A 16,178-nucleotide genomic window follows, 5' to 3' on the forward strand; every position below is an offset into this window, starting at 1 on the left:
GCACATAGGATATATCGTTCAGTCGAGAGGAAGGGGGAACGGGTTTTGGCAGTCATTAAAGCCAATTCGGAAGATGTGAAGCTTCTCGCCAGGTTGATGCGGGCGGAAGCCGAAGGGGAAGGCGAGCAGGGAATGCTGATGGTCGGCAATGTCGGGGTCAATCGGATTCTCGGGGGGTGCTTGGATTTTCGGGGTATCCGAAATATGCGGGACATGGTTTTTCAATCCCCCGGCGGTTATGAGGCTACGCAAAAAGGTTACTTCTATCAAGGAGCCAGGGAGCGGGAGATTCGTCTGGCCCGGCGTGTCATCAATGGCGAGCGGATTTGGCCCGCCTCCAATGCGCTGTGGTTTTTCCGGCCTGCCGGCGACTGTCCGGCAACATGGTACAACCAGCAAAATACGGGAAGGTTTAAAGCCCACTGCTTCTTTGCGCCAACCGCGGAAGATTGTCCTGACGTGTATTAAGGTTTGGGGTACCCGAGTAAGGGAATCCACCCTCGGGGATTTTCATAAACAAAGGATTCAAAAAACAAACACATAATATTTAAGGAGGAATACACGGCATGTTTAATCCAGCTTATCGGCCGGTTACTTACACAATTGGAGTAGGGGGCTCGGGACAATATCCCGCAGGAACCGGAACGGGAACGGGGACAGGAATGGGCATGGGAGGCGGGGCAGGAACCGGAACAGGAACTGGGGCGGGGACCTATCAACAACCTCCGCAGGTTCCCAGCGGCAGTCCGATGACCCCTTCGGGTACCGTGATGCCGGTGCAAATCCCTACTTACGAGCAATCCTACATCGAGAACATTTTGCGCTTGAATCTTGGAAAAATCGGTACGTTTTACATGACCTACGAGAACAACTCCGAGTGGAACGCCAAAATCTTCAAAGGCGTGCTAGAGGCCGCGGGCCGGGACCACATTATTATCAGCAATCCCAGTACGGGGCAAAGAACGCTGCTGCTCATGGTGAACCTGGATTACGCAACCTTCGATCAACCGCTGAACTACCAATATCCGGGAACACCAGGCCAGCTGCCGGCCATGCGCAGAGGGTAAATATTTTAAAAACAGGGCCTTTCCCCGAAAGGTTCTGTTTTTTTGTTGCGAAAAAAGCTGGTTTCATAGCCCGTTTATCAGTCATACACACGGGTTTGACTGTGTAGTGTATAATTATATAATTAAAAGTAATTAAGCATGTACTTTTTATTTCGTGAGGCAAATGCTCATAACAGGGGAGATGAATCCATTGGGAAATTGACGATATACGCAAGTATCCAACATCATTATCATTTCAAACCGCGAAGGAGGTGCACCTATTCATCGCGGATCGCGCGGGAATAGGAATCGTATTGACAGACCCTTTACCGAGTCTATTATCTTTGGGACTCATGCTGTTGCTGGTCCTGCTGAACGGCTTTTTTGTCTCCGCCGAATTTGCCATCGTTAAAATTCGAAGCGGACGAATCGACACGCTCGTCGAAGAGGGCCGTAAAAGCGCCGTGATCGCCAAGAGCATGTTGAATCATTTGGACGGGTATTTATCCGCATGCCAGCTCGGAATCACTTTATGCTCTTTGGGGCTGGGTTGGTTGGGAGAACCGGTAGTCGCGCGTATGATGAGCCCGCTGTTTGAGATTGCGGGATTCGGCGAACGATTGGTGCATATCGTGTCACTATTCGTTTCCTTTTTACTGATCGCCGTGCTTCACATCGTTCTAGGGGAACTGGCTCCCAAAACGATCGCCGTACGCAAAGCCGAGCAGGTGACGCTTTTGTCGGCACGGCCGATGCGGATTTTTTACAAGATCATGTTCCCTTTTATCTGGCTGTTGAACCGCTTGTCGAGCGGGTTGCTGAGATTGTTGGGAATGGCCCCGGTCTCGGAGCAGGATTCCCTTCACACCGAGGAAGAAATCCGCGTGATGATGAAGGAAAGTTCGGAGAGCGGGCTGATCGACAGCACGGAGATGTCGCTGGTCGACAACATCTTTGAATTTGCGGATACCACGGCCCGGGAAATCATGATCCCCCGGACGGAAATGATCTGCTTATACACGCAGAACACACTTGATGAGAACCTGACAATCGCCCTAGAGGGCACTCGGACCCGTTATCCCGTATGCAATATTGATAAAGACCATATTATCGGATTTATTCATATTAAAGATTTGATCCGTTCGAATACCCAGGATTACCGGGATCTGCTGCGGCCGATCATGGCGGTCCCCGAATCGATACCGATCAGTGATTTAATGAAGCGGATGCAGCGCGGGAAGACGCAGATCGCGATCCTGATCGATGAATACGGGGGAACCTCCGGCATGGTGACGCTGGAAGACATCGTGGAAGAAATAGTAGGGGAAATTCAGGACGAATTCGATGAAGAGCGGCCCGGTATCGAGCAGTTGGATGAAATGACTTATTCCATCGACGGGTTGATGCTGATCGAATCGATCAACGACCGATTCGGCTTCGAACTGGATTCCGATGACTACGATACGATCGGCGGCTGGTTGTATTCGCGCATCGACATTCTTCCTCCGCAAGCCGGGCAGACCGTGGAGCACGAAGGTTATACTTTCATGGTTGAGGAAACCGACAACAAGAGAATTTCGCGCGTCAAGCTGCTCAAAGAACAGCTTCTTCCGATCGAAGAGGCAGGCGCTTAACTTATACATTGCAGTGAAGGGCAGATCCCCCCCCCCCCGGGATCTGCCCTTCCTTTATGTCATGAGACAGGCTATGCCGACTCATTCTATGCCGTTTGCAATCCGCAAGATTTCTTCCCGGCTGACCTGGCCATAAGCCATGAAATGAACATTGCCCAGCATCAGGTTAATTTTCGCTTTGCCATGTCCAGTCGACAAATAAGCGATACTTCCGTTATCCAATTCGACCTCTTCCGTCTTCTCGGCGTACAAATTCGTCATCGTCATGGTTTCGTTTTGCAGCAGCAGATCGAAGGAGATCCTTAAAAAATGGCCTTGGTCGGATCGGTAACGAAGGTGGGCGCTTTTTCCGAACGGGTTTGGATCGCCCTGCAGCTCGGCCGGAATAATGATCTCGATACTTTGCAGTTGAAAGCGCTCCGGTATGTAAGTCAGATTCGGCAGGGGGAAGTCCAGAGACTCCCGTGCTTCTTCCTCGCTCACTTTGACGACTTCGCTTACATTCGAAGCCACGAGATGGATGGACTTGCGTGTAGGCTGAGCCTCTCCCTCGTCAGGCTGCACCGCAGGAATCGACGCCATGACTCCGGTTGAATCGGTTTGCCGTCCGTTTCCAAAAACGAGCTGCGTCACGCCGTTCCCCCAGTTCTTCAATTCCTGATAAATGGGAGAAATCGCTTGGGTTGCCAAGGGAGGGCTGAAGATCACTCCGCCGATCAGCATGGAAGCGGCTACGATGCCGGCGAGCTGCATTTGCTTGCGCCGTTTGCGCCGAATTTTGTCCCTGTTCAGCTTCTCGCGTATATGTTCCCACGATTTGCGGCGGTCGGCATCCGTGTAAAAGGGAAGGGCCTCGACAGCTTGTTGGAAGGCTTGATCAAACTTGGTTTCAAAATCAACGGGATACCCCCGATTGTTGCCGTTCACCTTCTTGATAGCCGCCACCCCACTCTCTATACAGCATTTTCTTAATCCCTTCCCGCGTGCGGAATAGCCTTTGTCTGACGATATTCTCGCACAGCTTCATGCGTTCTCCGATTTCCTTATAACTCAATCCCTGTTTCCAGCGAAGTTCGATCAACTGGCGGTATTCCGGCTTGAGTCCGTTCAAATAAGCAAGGATGGCTTCTTCCATCATTTTGGTTTCCACGGTTTGCTCTACCGAAGGGACCTGCAGATTAATTGGCTCTATATCCATATAAACACTCTCGACATCCACATGGTTACGGAATTTTTTATTTTTTCGAAAATAATTGATGGTGGTGTTTCGCGCCACCGTTTTTAACCAAGCCTTCATCCCGCTGACACTTTCGAATTCCGGTTTTTTGGTGACCACTTTGATAAAGGCTTCCTGAATAATATCTTCGGCGGCTTGATGGTCTTTGACAAGATAGTAGATGGTTCCATAGACAAGATCATAAAAACCGTAGTAAACATCTTCCTGAATCGGATCTGATAAATTCTGAAAATCGGCTCCGAGCAGCCATTCCAACCGTTCCGGCATGGTACTCTCCTCTCTAGCCGTTAGGCACTTTGAATCTAAAAAAAACCAATATCTCGATTTTACTATAACCTACGGGCAAAAGGAATGTTTTACCATGGCAAATACAACGAAAGGCATTTTTCCGGATCGGAAAAATGCCTTTGAACTAGGTATATTCGCGTAGGGCTACCGGGTCTTCGGACTCAATCCTCGTCCGTTGACAGAGAGTTGTAGTCGGGGGCATTCCGCTTGGCCGCCATCGCCGGTGAATCGGAATTCCCATATTCTTCAAGGGAGCGCCATGCGCCTGCGTCGTCGAACGCCCCGGCATCGCGCTGACGGTGTTCGCCCGCGCCTTTCGGGGGCGTGGTCATCACGTCTTCTTCAACCGGCCTGTCGTTGGAAATGGTCCGCTCCGGCGTATGCTCGACACAAAAGGAAGTGTACGGGAGAATTTCCAGCCGCTCATACGGAATTTCCCGATGGCAAACCTCGCAGGATCCGTAGGTGAGATCCTCGATTTTATCCAGAGCGCGGTCGATCTCGTCCAAACGGTTTCTTAAATTCTCGTCGATCGCCAAGTCGCGGCTTCTTTCGAAGGTTTCCGTCCCCACATCGGCAGGGTGGTTATCGTAAGAGGAGAGCTCGCCGGTCGAAACGCGCAGCGATTCATCCGAGACGGACTCCTCATTTCCTTTATCGAAATGATGCTCCAAGTCCCGTTTTTCCCGGACCAGCATATCTCTCAACGTCTGCAGTTGTTCTTTCGTGAGATGGTTCATGATGTTTCCCTCCTTTAAAGTATCGTCTGGATTTTCCGTCTATCCTTGCTTTACCCTTTTCGATTGGAGGGTGACGCAAGACAGGCAATACCTTACAATGGAGGTTAGGGCCGGCTATAATATTTGAGGAGAGATAGATGAAAAGATTATTGTGGATGGGATGCTTAGCCTACCTGCTGATAGGGTTGGCTCATGTGGTGGTGGGGTCGATTATGCCCAACCTGCTCGAACATTACGGAAAAGATTACAGCGCCGGCGGCACGTTGATTTTTGCCCAGTTCGCCGGATTCCTGCTCGGGGTGCTGGTGTCGCCGCTGCTGTTAAGGAAATTCGGCAAGCGCAAAGGCTTGTTGATCGCTACGACGATGCTGTGCGCAGCCGAGTTGTGCTACGCGTTTCTCCCGCCCTGGGAATGGATGTACGCGATCGGGGCGGTTGCGGGATTTGGCTTCGGAATGATCGAGGCCGTCATCGGCACCCTGATTTTGGTGGCTGTGACGGAGGGAACGGCGATCGCCATGAGCCGGCTCGAAGTATTCTTCGGAGGCGGCGCGTTACTGATGCCGTTGATCGCCGGATGGTTGATTCGCGAGGAGGCTTGGCGGTTTTCTTTCTTGCTGATCAGCTTACTGGCCTTGGTCCTCCTGCTGGTTTGCGGAAAAGGAAACTTTAAGGAGCTCAATGCGGTGCTGGACGCGAGGGAGGAAGGGGCCAAACCCAAAGGTTCGTTGGTTCGCACGTATCCGGGACAACGGGGATGGCTCTTGGTGATCTTCATTGCGTTTTTCTTTCTGTATGTAGGAACGGAAATGAGCTTTGTGAATTTCCTGCCGTCGCTGATGATCGAGAAAGCGGGAACGGACAAGGCCACGGCGGCTTTAAGCGTCACGGTATTCTGGGTCGCGATGACGGCGGGGCGGTTGTTCGCCGGGGTGATTGCGGAGAAAATATCGTATAGCCGATATGTGATCATGTGCTGCCTCGGCAGTTTCTTGATGATCTCCTTGTTTGCTCTTGTTCATGGCCTCACCATTTTAATGGTGTTCATTGTGCTTTTGGGACTGTTTATGTCGGGACTCTTTTCCATCGCTCTGGTGTTTGCCAATAAGCTGCTGCCCGGTGCGGAAGAAATGACCCCCAGTCTGCTGATCGCTTCCGGCGGGGTAGGAGGAGCCTTCCTGCCGCTCTGGATGGGGGAAAGCATGGACTGGGGCGGCGCGGGTGCGTCTTCCTGGTTGCTTTCCGCATTTCTGGCCGCGCTGGTTCTGTTCAGTATCGCGGCGGTGGTGGTCAAAAGGATGGGGACCGTTAAGGGAAGCGAAGGCTAAACAAACTTGGAATCATTGTTCTAGGATAACGTAAGGGCTATGCCCGTGAAAGGGAGGACGCAACCATGTGGCTGTACGTGTTGATTATTGTGCTGGTTGCCGCTGCGGCGGCAGGGACGTTAATGATCGGGAACTCCAGGGAAAATCGAACCGGCAATCCCGAATACGATCAACGGACCAAGAAGAATCTGGCGAAGCTCACACTGATTTATGGCGGCTCCATCCTGGTGATTGCGTTGCTGCTGGCTATTTTACTGGACTTCTAACTTTATGGACCTGATGAAGACAACCGATGAAAAAGAACCCGCCGGGATTTTCCCCGGCGGGTTCTTGGCATTAAAACGCCCAGTTGCCTTTAGTAAAGATAGGCTCTTCCTTGCCGTCTTCCGTAACGCCGTAAATATCCATTTCGGCGGAGCCGACCATGAAATCTTCATGGGCGAAGCTGGCGTTCAGGCCGCTTTGCGCAAGTTCCTCCCGCGTCATTGACTTCCCGCCCTCCAAGTTGAAGGCATAGGCGTTGCCGATGGCCAAATGGTTCGACGCATTCTCATCGAACAGCGTGTTGTAGAAGAGGATGCCGGATTGGGAAATCGGCGAACCGTGAGGGACGAGCGCCACTTCCCCTAAATAATGGGAACCTTCATCCAATTCAATCAACTGCTTCAGATTTTCTTCGCCGACCTCCGCCGAGAAATCCACGATCCGCCCGTTTTCGAAGGTCAGTTTAAACCGGTCGATGATGTTGCCGTTGTAACTGAGCGGCTTCGTGCTGGACACGGTACCGTTGACGCCGGTTTTAAGCGGTGCGGTGAAGACTTCTTCCGTCGGGAGATTGGCCAGGAACGTATTCCCTTGGGCGTTGATGCTTTCCGCGGCGACCCAAAGATGACCCTTGGGCAGTTCGATCGTCAAATCGGTGCCGGGGGCTACATAATGAAGCTTCTTGTATCTCTTGGCGTTGAGATAATCCGATTTTTGGGTAAGGCCGTCGATATGTTCGCGCCAAGCGGCAATCGGGTCCGGCCGGTCGAGTCGGACGGTTTTGAAGATCGCTTCCCACAGGGCGGGAACCTGCTCGTTCTCCGGCAAATTTGGAAACACCTTGGCCGCCCAGGCTCGGGAAGGAACGGCGACGATCGACCAGCTGAATTTATCGGACATTTGCAGTTCGCGATACTTGCTCATCGCTTTGCCGTAGGTTTTATGATGGTTGGTGATCCGCTGCGGATCCACTCCGTTCAGCAGGTCGGGGTCCGAAGAGATGACATGCAGCACCGCGGCTCCGTTCTCTACATATTCCAGCATCTCCCCGGCGTACCATTTGGGCTCATCCAGAAAAGATTCATCCGCGGCCAATTCGTAACGCAGGCGGGTGACGGTATCGTCGCTCCAGTTCACTTTGACAAACCGGGCTCCCGCTTCGTAGGCCTGCTTCACGATCAGGCGGACAAGCTCCGCCGAATCCACCGTGGCATTGACGATCAGGTTTTGGCCAGGCTGAACGTTCGCTCCGATTTTAACGGCGAGTTCGGCGTATTTTTGTAGTTTATTTTGAAAATCAGACATTGGCGCTCCTCCATATTCTAAAAAATGGTTGTTCCTATATCATACTACGTTTGAGACAGACGTTCCAATTAACCGATGGTTATTTTTCCCTCGGGGTGCTTGTACAGCTCCTTCTCTTTATGCGGAGCCAAAGCATAGGCCAAAGTGACCGGACCAACCCGGCCGAGGAACATGACGACGCATAGGATGACTTTACTGATGTCCGTAAGCCTAGGCGTCAAATCAAGGCTTAAGCCCGCCGTGGCAAACGCCGAAGTCGTTTCGAACAGCAGCGGCAGGAACTCGCGATCCTCCAGCGTCGACAGCACCATCGCGACAAAAATGACGAGAAACAATGCCAGCCAGGTTTGCGTGATCGCGCGCATAATGGACTCTTTAGACAAGCGGCGGCGGAAAAAGACGATGTCATCCCGCCCGCGGATCATGGTATACATCGCTCCGAGAAGGATGGCGAACACGGTTACCTTGATGCCGCCGCCGGTGGAACCGGGAGCGGCGCCGATAAACATGAGCAGGATGAACAGAAACTGCGTGGAGTGATGCAAATCCGCCATACTTAAAGTACTGACACCTCCGGACCTTGCGCTGATGGAGTGGAAGAAGGAGCTCATGATCCGGTCCCCCCAGTTCAGCGGCTTCAGCGTTGCCGGATTGCCGGCCTCCAGAGCCAGCATGAACACGGCTCCGACAACAATGAGGATTCCCGACATCGTCAGCACTACTTTGGTATGCAGGGACAGCTTTCTTGTTTTGGGATAATGCAGCAGGTCGGAAATCACAATGAACCCGATGCCGCCCAGAACGATGAGGATCATCACCACCACATTGACGAACGGATCGCCGGCATACTCGCCCAAGCCGCTGAATTTGCCGTGAATCGATCCGAACAGGTCGAATCCGCCGTTGTTGAAGATGGAGATGCTATGAAAGATGCCGAAATAAAGGGCCTGGCCCCAAGGCATGTCCTGCGCCCAGCGCAAGGCGAGCAGCAGTGCGCCCGTCCCTTCGATGACCGCGGCGTAGACGATGACCCGGCGAATCAAGGTAAGCAGCCCCTCCATGGAGTTATAATTCATGGCTTCCTGGAGCACCAGCCGATCGCGGAGGGAAATCCGCCGGTTAAACGCGAGCGCGATCAGGGTGCCGATCGCCATGAATCCCAAGCCGCCGATTTGGGTAAGAGATAGAATAACGATCTCCCCAAACAGGGAGAAATGCGTGCCGGTGTCCACCACAGCCAGCCCGGTTACGCAGGTGGCCGATGTCGCCATAAACAGCGCATCGATCAACCGCATGGGCGTTCCGTCGGCGGAAGCGGGGGCAAGCGACAAAAGGAAGGTTCCTAAAATAATGATGGTGCCGAATCCGTAAGCCAGAACTTTTGCCGGCGTCAGCGCTTGAATCGAGTTTTTTTTCTTGTTGGACAATGCTTGTTCACCTCATACTGGTTCTTGCTATTGACAAAAAAAATGATACGATATTGCAATAGGATAGCTTGTTTTCAGGAGCAATATCCCCATTATAGTGAAAACGCAAATGAGAAGGAAGCAAAAAAGAATCGATGGACCAAAGGAGACAGAATACGATGAATTTTACGATTGTGGATGCCCAAATGCGCAAGGATGAAGAGGGAGCGTTGGTGGGCAGCACGGTGTTCGAGGTCGAAGGTCACAAAGCCGCCTACGAGATCACTTTTTACAGCAAAAAGGGAAAGGAATGGGACTACAGTCTGAATTACGCCAAGGAATCCGGAATAGAAGCCGAGTTTCTAAGCGTCGACGCCAAGCTTGAGGAAGATGACGAATGGTTTGACGAGCTTTTGGAAGCCGCTCAATCCAAGCTGGCCGAGTAGAGCGCCGAACGAACGGAGCCGTATAAAGCCGGTCCTAACGAGGAGGGAATGCCCTTGATGGAGAAACCTTTTTACAGAAGGTGCCTGGGAGCGATCATGCTCTTAACCATCATTTATCTGATTCACAAGGTTCATTTTATATTTAACCCGCTGGTTACTTTGGTGCAGATTCTGATCGTGCCTTTGACGATCTCCGGGTTTCTGTATTATTTGCTTCGTCCGGTCGTGCAATATCTGGAGTCGCGGAAGATGAATCGGATGCTGTCGATTCTGTTCATCTATCTTCTGTTCGCCGGCGTGGTGACGATTTTTCTCATGGTCGTCTGGCCGCCCTTGCAGAAGCAGATCACCGAGTTCATCAACAATGTGCCGAAACTGATTGACGGGCTGCAAAGTCAAATGAATGAAATTCGGAAGAATCGTTACTTCTCCATGTTTGACAATCAGGATACCCAACTTATGGACAAAATCACCGAGTACATCAACCAGGGTATCAAAGAGGCTACCGGTTACATATCGCATGTGTTTACATTCCTGAACGACTTTTTTATCGTGGTCGGCACGGTGCCGATTATGCTGTATTACATGCTGAAGGAGGATCACCGGGTCACCCCTTCGCTGGTACGGATGGTTCCCAAGCGATATCGCCGCGACGGGGAAACCGTCATCCACGATATCGACACGATGCTGAAAGGGTTTATCGCCGGGCGTATGATCAGTGCGGTCGTCTTGGCCGTCATGTGCTTCATCGGTTTTTGGCTGATCGGTCTGCCTTATCCGCTGCTTCTGGCCATCGTCGGCGCATTGTTTAATTTCATTCCTTATTTCGGGTCACTTCTCGGAGCGATTCCTTGCGTTATCGTCGCTTTTACGATTTCGCCTTCCATGGTGTTGTGGACGGTCGTTATCGTAGTGATTGCCCAGCAAGTGGAAGGGAATTTGATCTCGCCTTACATCTATGGAAAAACGATAAACATTCATCCGCTCACGACGATCGTCCTGCTGTTGATTGCCGGAGACTTCGGGGGAATCTTAGGGATGATTTTGGCCATCCCGGTGTATATGATGGTTAAAATCATCGTTGTGCGCGTATATCAGATCTTTTTGTCGGACAAAGTCGAAGAACTAAATACCTGATTTAAATGTTTTCCGCCAGCCGAAAAATGGTGATGAAAATCATATCGACTGCCCAGCCCCATGGGAGATGATTAACCTAATGAAAGGGGAATCATAAATTCTCGGGGGATGATAAGACATGGCAGTAACCGCCAAAAACGGGAAGTATTTTTATGCCTGGAGCAAAGTACTCCCGGATGGATCCTTTTACCTGCCGGGTCAAGCCCTGCAGGAATATCACATCCGCACGGATTCAAACGTCATTCTCATGTCGGGTCGAAACACCGTCAAAGGTTTCAGCGTGGTCTGCAAGGAACTGATCGACAATTCACCCCTGGCGAAAATATTTGCCAGCCTGCCGCAGCTCCGAAATTTTTCCATCCCTGAAGGGCGGACGATATGCTTCAAAGAACGGTTATTCTGCTGGACTTATCTGGGGCGTGATCAATACATCCGGCTGCCGCTTGAGACCTGGGAGGAGTTTGGCGTGTCGCCCGGTGAGAAGCTGCTTAGTTTAAGAGCCACGCATCTGGCGTTCAACAACCTGGCGGACGGACCATACATCGAACTGGCCAAACAGGTCCGGGGAGTACCCGTGTACGAATGAACCGAGGAGATGAGATGCCTGTTGAAAGACCTGGCACTTTCGCGTTTTTGCGAAGGTGCCTTTTTATGGTTGTTCAGCGGATTACCAGCCGGGTAATGTACACTGTACATCACCAAAGAAAGGGGACACCTTATGAAGGCACTGACTTATCAAGGGAAACAGAAGGTAAGGGTGAAAGAGGTTCCGGACGCGAAGCTGGTGAAAAAGGACGATATCGTCGTACGCGTCACTTCGACGGCGATCTGCGGATCGGATCTCCATATTTACAACGGTGAAATCCTCGGCATGTATGATGACTATATTATCGGGCACGAGCCGATGGGAATCGTGGAAGAAGTAGGTCCCGAAGTAACGAAGGTAAAGAAAGGCGACCGGGTCATTATTCCTTTTAATGTAGCCTGCGGCGAGTGTTTTTTCTGCAAAAATCACTTTGAGAGCCAGTGCGAAAACGCGAACGAAAACCGGGATACCGGGGCTTATTTCGGTTATTCCGCGCGTTACGGGGACTATGCCGGAGGCCAGGCGGAGCTTCTTCGCGTGCCTTATGGCAACTTCGTTCCGTTCGTCATCCCCGAACATGCGGAAATGGAAGATGAGAAGCTGTTGTTCCTGTCCGATATCGTCCCGACCGCTTATTGGAGCGTGATCAACGGAGGGGTTAAACCTGGAGATACGGTTATCGTCCTCGGTTGCGGTCCCGTCGGTCTGCTTACGCAGAAATTCGCTTGGCAAAAAGGGGCGAAGCGCGTTATTGCCGTCGATCATCTGGATTACCGTCTGGAGCATGCCAAACGCACCAATCAGGTCGAAACGGTCAATTTTGAAGAGGTGGAGGACCCGTCGGTATATTTAAAGGAAATGACCCGTGGGGGGGCGGACGTGGTCATCGACTGTGTCGGCATGGACGCCAAAAAGTCGGTCGTCGAGAAGGTAGAAACTGCCTTGTTACTTCAGGGCGGCTCGCTCAGCGCGTTTAACTTGGCCGCGAAGGTCGTCAGAAAAGCCGGTACGATCCAGGTGACGGGAGTATACGGTCTGAAGTACAACCTGTTCCCGTTTGGAGACCTGTTCGAACGCAACATTACGGTCAAAACTGGACAAGCTCCGGTCATTCATTTGATACCGGAGCTGTTCGAGCAAATCCGGGCGGGGCGCTTCGACCCAACGGATATCATTACGCATCGGCTTCCGTTGGACCAAGCGGAGCATGCCTACCGGATTTTCAACGATAAATTGGAGCATTGCATGAAAGTGGTGCTGAAACCGTAGCTTTAGTTGTTGTATTTTTCGATGAGACGGTCATAAACTTCCCGCGGCCGGAGACCGACCAGCTTCTCCACCGGCTCGCCGTTATGGAACAGAATGACGGTCGGGATCGACATGATTCCGAACCGGGAGGCAAGTTCGACGGCTTCGTCGCAATTGACTTTAACCAGGTTGATCCTGCCGTTATGGTCTTCGTGGAGCTGCTCGAGAACCGGCCCTAGAATTTTGCAGGGCGGGCACCAAGGGGCGTCGAAATCAACCACTGTAATGCCTTCCTGGCCGATTTGTGTCTCAAATTCGGACGGGGTAACAACTCTTTGTATGCTCATTACATTCATTCCTCCTTCAGTTTCGGGTTTTCCTCCAGCAAAAAGGCGATGCGCTCCTGCAGGTTGGATTTGATAGCCTGGAGCAAGGTGATCTGGGAATCGATCTCTTCCAATTTGCTGCGATAAATCGGAAGGATCTGCTCGCAAAAAGCCTCCTTGCTGGTCATGACACAGTTGAGAAAACCGGAGATTTGCTCCGTTGTAAGACCCAGTTGCAGATAAAATTGAATCGTCCGGACCTGCTCCACCGTCATTGCGGAGTAATCGCGGTATCCGTTGTCCAGCCGTTTGGAGGCGATCAGTCCTTGCTGTTCGTAGTAGCGGAGAGAGCGGATACTGGCTCCGGTTAATTTGGAAAGTTCGCCGATTTTCACGTCGCATGTTCACCTGCCTTTTGTCTCGAAGTGACCCGTAACGACATTATAAACCCTGACATTAGTGTCAGGGTCAAACTATTTTTCAGCGGCTTAGGTTCCGTGTATAATGAAGTGAGCGACGGCGATTTGGAGGAGGAACAGAATGAGTGCGATGGATGTGGTTCTGGAAGGTTCCCGTCTACGGATCAGACCAACCCGTGCGGAAGCGGAACTGGATTTTGTCCTGGCGCTGGAGCATGCCGAGGAGAACCGCAGTTTTATAAGTCCCTGGGAACGACGGCAGCATGAGGCGTTTCGAAGCGATCCGGATCATCTGCATATGGTGATTGAGACGCGGGAGGCGAACGAACTCGTCGGCTATTTACTGCTGAAGGGCGTTACTCTAACGGAAGGCTGCGTGGATATCACTCGCTTGGTGGTCGCCAGCAAGGGCAACGGGTACGGACGGGAAGCGCTTCGGCTGGTAAAAAGATGGGCTTTTGACGAAGCTGGCGCGCACCGGCTTCAATTGGATGTGAAGAGTAAAAATTTGAGGGCGCAGGCCCTGTACAAGTCGGAAGGCTTCGTGCAGGAAGGAGTGCTTCGCGAATGTCTCCGGGACGGAAGCGAAAGCGGGTACGAATCTCTTTATCTGATGTCCATCTTGGAAAAGGAGTACAGGGATGTTTGATCCAACCGTCTTTGATAATTTAAAGGTCGTTCTGGAAGGTTCGGTCTATGATTTGGATATGCGCGGGGAGTTGAAAGTAATCGGCCGAATTGACCGGGTTGAGTTGACGGCGATGTCCCGCTATTACGCCATTCAGTTCTCATTGCCGGACAAACCCGAAGTTTGGGCGGAGTTAAAGCTATGGGCGGATACGGAGGACTTGGCGGGGGAGATTCTGGAGCTTGACACCGTAACCCTCGGCTGTCAAATGCAGCCCGTTTTTTATAAACGTCTTAAGAAACCGGAGGTGGAATGCCCTCAAATTGAGGCGCTGACGACGGAAATCTGGGGAAATCATGTCCATCAAATGCAGCGGATTATTACGGTTTACGGCGAAGCGGAGAAAATGCCGCTGGACGAGATCATTATTTATTTCAACCGCAGGTTCGGCGAAGAGGTGCTGGCGGATTTGCCGCAAATGCTGGAGCATATGCTGTTGATGTTGGAGAAGCTGTAACCGGCTTTTTTTACATAATAAATACGGTTTATTATACTTTGGGGGAGGCGCTCAAATTGAATGCTCATGAAATCGACTATCGAATTATGGGCGAGGAAATGCAGTGCGTGGAGATTCAGCTCGATCAAGGCGAGAGTGTAGTCGCCGAAGCAGGCAGCTTTATGATGATGGACCAGGATATCCAGATGGAGACGATCTTCGGGGACGGGAGCAACCAGGGCGGCGGTCTGATGGGCAAGCTGATGGGCGCCGGCAAACGTTTGCTTACGGGCGAAGGCCTGTTTATGACCGTCTTCTCGAACACGGGCTACCACCGCCAAAGCGTCACCTTTGCTTCTCCTTATCCCGGCAAAATCGTCCCGATGGATCTGCAGGTACTGGGCGGAAAGATCATCTGCCAAAAGGACTCCTTTCTGTGCGCGGCAAAAGGGGTTTCCGTGGGAATTGAGTTCCAGCGCCGTCTGGGCGCCGGTTTTTTTGGCGGGGAAGGGTTTATCATGCAAAAGATTGAAGGGGACGGTCTGGCTTTTGTCCATTCGGGCGGGCTTGTGATTGAGCGCGATCTGGCCCCCGGCGAGATTCTCCGGCTGGATACCGGTTGTCTGGTGGCGATGACCGCTTCTGTGGAATACGATATCGAATTCGTCAAAGGCGTTAAAACTGCCGTTTTTGGCGGCGAAGGCTTGTTCTTCGCTACGCTGCGCGGTCCGGGCAGAGTTTGGGTCCAATCCCTGCCGTTCAGCCGGATGGCGGATCGCGTTCTGTCGGCTGCCCGATTTGGCGGAAAAGATGAAGGCGGTTTGCTGGGCGGACTCGGTAACTTGTTCGAACGTTAATAACATAAAATGAAGCATCGGTTTGTAAAATGCCCCGTTATGGGGCATTTTTTTATATGACGCAACAGGAGCTTTATCAAACAAAAGTTGACGCGGACGTTTAATGTAACTATACTTGTTACATCAATATTAACTTACTTTATTACTATAACTATTATTTTGAAAGGTGGATAATGCATATGGAGGCGCAACTTCATCCGGATACCGAGATTGGACCGGTTTCCATCAAAATCACGAATATGGAGCAATCGCTGCGTTTTTACAGTGAGGTGATCGGGTTTCGCCTTCTGAGCCGTGACGAAGCTGCGGCAACGGCCGTGCTGACGGCCGATGGAAAGCATCCTCTGCTTATTCTCGAAGCCAATCCGAATTTCCGCAGGCTGCCCGAGCGATCGGTGTCCGGCTTGTATCACTTTGCGGTGCTTGTCCCGGATCGCAAGTCACTTGGGTTGGTTCTGCGGAATTTGGCGAGCCACCGGATTCCGATCGGCCAAGGCGACCACTTGGTCAGCGAGGCCCTGTATTTGAACGATCCGGACGGGAACGGCATTGAAATTTACGCCGATCGTCCTCGTGAGACTTGGCAAAGGAATGAACGGGGCGAGTACGTCATGACTACGGACCCGGTCGATGTCGACGGGCTGTTATCCGCCTCCGAGGGGGCGGACTGGAACGGGCTGCCGGACCGAACTAATGCCCCTTCTGAGATCATACTTGGGAAAATGGGTAATAACATATAACCCATTGATTTGAGGTGAGGGACATGACTGTATTTGTTCGCGACTTA

20 protein-coding genes are annotated in these 16,178 nt (G+C 51.8%); 13 read left to right on the forward strand and 7 right to left on the reverse strand.

Annotation, left to right across the window (positions count from 1 at the left end):
* The first annotated feature begins 45 nt into the window (after positions 1–45).
* From FRY98_RS13525 to FRY98_RS13535, 3 genes are all read left to right on the forward strand, one after another.
* On the forward strand, positions 46–468 hold the full coding sequence (locus FRY98_RS13525) for a cell wall hydrolase (protein WP_148452545.1): 423 nt from the start codon (positions 46–48) through the stop codon (positions 466–468).
* 194 nt (positions 469–662) lie between these two features.
* Complete coding sequence (gerQ, locus tag FRY98_RS13530) at positions 663–1,067, forward strand: spore coat protein GerQ (RefSeq protein WP_373317641.1); 405 nt, start codon at positions 663–665, stop codon at positions 1,065–1,067.
* 293 nt (positions 1,068–1,360) lie between these two features.
* Entirely contained in the window at positions 1,361–2,680 is a 1,320-nt protein-coding gene (locus tag FRY98_RS13535) for a hemolysin family protein (RefSeq protein WP_148452549.1), read from the forward strand.
* 81 nt (positions 2,681–2,761) lie between these two features.
* On the opposite strand, the gene FRY98_RS13540 is transcribed toward FRY98_RS13535, so the two are convergent.
* The 3 genes from FRY98_RS13540 to FRY98_RS13550 form a co-directional block, all read right to left on the reverse strand.
* Positions 2,762–3,625 carry a hypothetical protein gene (locus tag FRY98_RS13540; protein WP_170287084.1) on the reverse strand — a complete coding sequence of 288 codons (864 nt, stop codon included), beginning with the start codon at positions 3,623–3,625 and terminating at the stop codon, positions 2,762–2,764.
* A complete protein-coding gene (locus FRY98_RS13545) occupies positions 3,576–4,184 on the reverse strand; it encodes an RNA polymerase sigma factor (RefSeq protein ID WP_148452553.1) in 609 nt (202 codons plus the stop codon). The genes FRY98_RS13540 and FRY98_RS13545 overlap by 50 nt, the downstream gene beginning before the upstream one ends.
* A 182-nt stretch (positions 4,185–4,366) precedes the next feature.
* Complete coding sequence (locus FRY98_RS13550; RefSeq protein ID WP_148452555.1) at positions 4,367–4,945, reverse strand: TraR/DksA C4-type zinc finger protein; 579 nt, start codon at positions 4,943–4,945, stop codon at positions 4,367–4,369.
* 137 nt (positions 4,946–5,082) lie between these two features.
* Between FRY98_RS13550 and FRY98_RS13555 the strand changes: the two genes are divergently transcribed.
* Both FRY98_RS13555 and FRY98_RS13560 read left to right on the forward strand, forming a co-directional pair.
* Positions 5,083–6,273 carry an MFS transporter gene (locus tag FRY98_RS13555; protein ID WP_148452557.1) on the forward strand — a complete coding sequence of 397 codons (1,191 nt, stop codon included), beginning with the start codon at positions 5,083–5,085 and terminating at the stop codon, positions 6,271–6,273.
* Positions 6,274–6,338: 65 nt separating this feature from the next.
* Complete coding sequence (locus FRY98_RS13560; protein WP_148452559.1) at positions 6,339–6,539, forward strand: hypothetical protein; 201 nt, start codon at positions 6,339–6,341, stop codon at positions 6,537–6,539.
* Positions 6,540–6,609: 70 nt separating this feature from the next.
* On the opposite strand, the gene FRY98_RS13565 is transcribed toward FRY98_RS13560, so the two are convergent.
* Positions 6,610–7,842, reverse strand: coding sequence for an aminopeptidase (locus FRY98_RS13565; RefSeq protein ID WP_148452561.1), 1,233 nt, complete (start codon positions 7,840–7,842; stop codon positions 6,610–6,612).
* Positions 7,843–7,910: 68 nt separating this feature from the next.
* The gene (locus tag FRY98_RS13570) at positions 7,911–9,269 is read right to left on the reverse strand and encodes a TrkH family potassium uptake protein (protein WP_148452563.1); all 1,359 of its coding nucleotides are present in this window, start codon (positions 9,267–9,269) and stop codon (positions 7,911–7,913) included.
* A 158-nt stretch (positions 9,270–9,427) separates the two neighbouring features.
* Here FRY98_RS13570 and FRY98_RS13575 point away from each other — a divergent pair, with 158 nt between their 5' ends.
* The 4 genes from FRY98_RS13575 to FRY98_RS13590 all read left to right on the forward strand — a co-directional run bounded on the left by FRY98_RS13575 (position 9,428) and on the right by FRY98_RS13590 (position 12,686).
* Complete coding sequence (locus FRY98_RS13575) at positions 9,428–9,694, forward strand: hypothetical protein (RefSeq protein WP_148452565.1); 267 nt, start codon at positions 9,428–9,430, stop codon at positions 9,692–9,694.
* A gap of 57 nt (positions 9,695–9,751) precedes the next feature.
* The gene (locus FRY98_RS13580; RefSeq protein ID WP_225038489.1) at positions 9,752–10,831 is read left to right on the forward strand and encodes an AI-2E family transporter; all 1,080 of its coding nucleotides are present in this window, start codon (positions 9,752–9,754) and stop codon (positions 10,829–10,831) included.
* Positions 10,832–10,949: 118 nt separating this feature from the next.
* The gene (locus FRY98_RS13585; protein WP_148452568.1) at positions 10,950–11,417 is read left to right on the forward strand and encodes a hypothetical protein; all 468 of its coding nucleotides are present in this window, start codon (positions 10,950–10,952) and stop codon (positions 11,415–11,417) included.
* A 132-nt stretch (positions 11,418–11,549) separates the two neighbouring features.
* Entirely contained in the window at positions 11,550–12,686 is a 1,137-nt protein-coding gene (locus FRY98_RS13590; RefSeq protein ID WP_148452570.1) for a zinc-dependent alcohol dehydrogenase, read from the forward strand.
* Positions 12,687–12,688: 2 nt separating this feature from the next.
* On the opposite strand, the gene trxA is transcribed toward FRY98_RS13590, so the two are convergent.
* A complete protein-coding gene (gene trxA / locus FRY98_RS13595) occupies positions 12,689–13,012 on the reverse strand; it encodes a thioredoxin (RefSeq protein WP_148452572.1) in 324 nt (107 codons plus the stop codon).
* A 5-nt stretch (positions 13,013–13,017) separates the two neighbouring features.
* Positions 13,018–13,386 (reverse strand): MerR family transcriptional regulator, encoded by a 369-nt coding sequence (locus tag FRY98_RS13600; protein WP_148452574.1) that lies wholly within the window; start codon positions 13,384–13,386, stop codon positions 13,018–13,020.
* Positions 13,387–13,531: 145 nt separating this feature from the next.
* Here FRY98_RS13600 and FRY98_RS13605 point away from each other — a divergent pair, with 145 nt between their 5' ends.
* The 4 genes from FRY98_RS13605 to FRY98_RS13620 all read left to right on the forward strand — a co-directional run bounded on the left by FRY98_RS13605 (position 13,532) and on the right by FRY98_RS13620 (position 16,131).
* Positions 13,532–14,059, forward strand: coding sequence for a GNAT family N-acetyltransferase (locus FRY98_RS13605; protein ID WP_170287085.1), 528 nt, complete (start codon positions 13,532–13,534; stop codon positions 14,057–14,059).
* Positions 14,052–14,555 carry a hypothetical protein gene (locus FRY98_RS13610; RefSeq protein ID WP_148452576.1) on the forward strand — a complete coding sequence of 168 codons (504 nt, stop codon included), beginning with the start codon at positions 14,052–14,054 and terminating at the stop codon, positions 14,553–14,555. The genes FRY98_RS13605 and FRY98_RS13610 overlap by 8 nt, the downstream gene beginning before the upstream one ends.
* A 56-nt stretch (positions 14,556–14,611) precedes the next feature.
* Positions 14,612–15,391 (forward strand): TIGR00266 family protein, encoded by a 780-nt coding sequence (locus FRY98_RS13615; RefSeq protein ID WP_148452578.1) that lies wholly within the window; start codon positions 14,612–14,614, stop codon positions 15,389–15,391.
* A 179-nt stretch (positions 15,392–15,570) separates the two neighbouring features.
* Entirely contained in the window at positions 15,571–16,131 is a 561-nt protein-coding gene (locus tag FRY98_RS13620) for a VOC family protein (RefSeq protein WP_148452581.1), read from the forward strand.
* Positions 16,132–16,178: the final 47 nt, after the last annotated feature.

The sequence above is a fragment of the Paenibacillus faecis genome (genome assembly GCF_008084145.1).
In the GTDB taxonomy this organism is placed as follows: Bacteria; Bacillota; Bacilli; order Paenibacillales; family Paenibacillaceae; genus Fontibacillus; species Fontibacillus faecis.

Excerpts from the sequence above, each read along its gene's own strand:
- gerQ (WP_373317641.1), top strand. The coding sequence starts at position 663 with ATGGGCATGGGAGGCGGGGCAGGAACCGGAACAGGAACTGGGGCGGGG.
- FRY98_RS13545 (WP_148452553.1), bottom strand. The coding sequence starts at position 4,184 with ATGCCGGAACGGTTGGAATGGCTGCTCGGAGCCGATTTTCAGAATTTA.
- FRY98_RS13550 (WP_148452555.1), bottom strand. The coding sequence starts at position 4,945 with ATGAACCATCTCACGAAAGAACAACTGCAGACGTTGAGAGATATGCTG.
- FRY98_RS13555 (WP_148452557.1), top strand. The coding sequence starts at position 5,083 with ATGAAAAGATTATTGTGGATGGGATGCTTAGCCTACCTGCTGATAGGG.
- FRY98_RS13560 (WP_148452559.1), top strand. The coding sequence starts at position 6,339 with ATGTGGCTGTACGTGTTGATTATTGTGCTGGTTGCCGCTGCGGCGGCA.
- FRY98_RS13565 (WP_148452561.1), bottom strand. The coding sequence starts at position 7,842 with ATGTCTGATTTTCAAAATAAACTACAAAAATACGCCGAACTCGCCGTT.
- FRY98_RS13575 (WP_148452565.1), top strand. The coding sequence starts at position 9,428 with ATGAATTTTACGATTGTGGATGCCCAAATGCGCAAGGATGAAGAGGGA.
- FRY98_RS13580 (WP_225038489.1), top strand. The coding sequence starts at position 9,752 with ATGGAGAAACCTTTTTACAGAAGGTGCCTGGGAGCGATCATGCTCTTA.
- FRY98_RS13585 (WP_148452568.1), top strand. The coding sequence starts at position 10,950 with ATGGCAGTAACCGCCAAAAACGGGAAGTATTTTTATGCCTGGAGCAAA.
- FRY98_RS13590 (WP_148452570.1), top strand. The coding sequence starts at position 11,550 with ATGAAGGCACTGACTTATCAAGGGAAACAGAAGGTAAGGGTGAAAGAG.
- trxA (WP_148452572.1), bottom strand. The coding sequence starts at position 13,012 with ATGAGCATACAAAGAGTTGTTACCCCGTCCGAATTTGAGACACAAATC.
- FRY98_RS13605 (WP_170287085.1), top strand. The coding sequence starts at position 13,532 with ATGAGTGCGATGGATGTGGTTCTGGAAGGTTCCCGTCTACGGATCAGA.
- FRY98_RS13610 (WP_148452576.1), top strand. The coding sequence starts at position 14,052 with ATGTTTGATCCAACCGTCTTTGATAATTTAAAGGTCGTTCTGGAAGGT.
- FRY98_RS13620 (WP_148452581.1), top strand. The coding sequence starts at position 15,571 with ATGGAGGCGCAACTTCATCCGGATACCGAGATTGGACCGGTTTCCATC.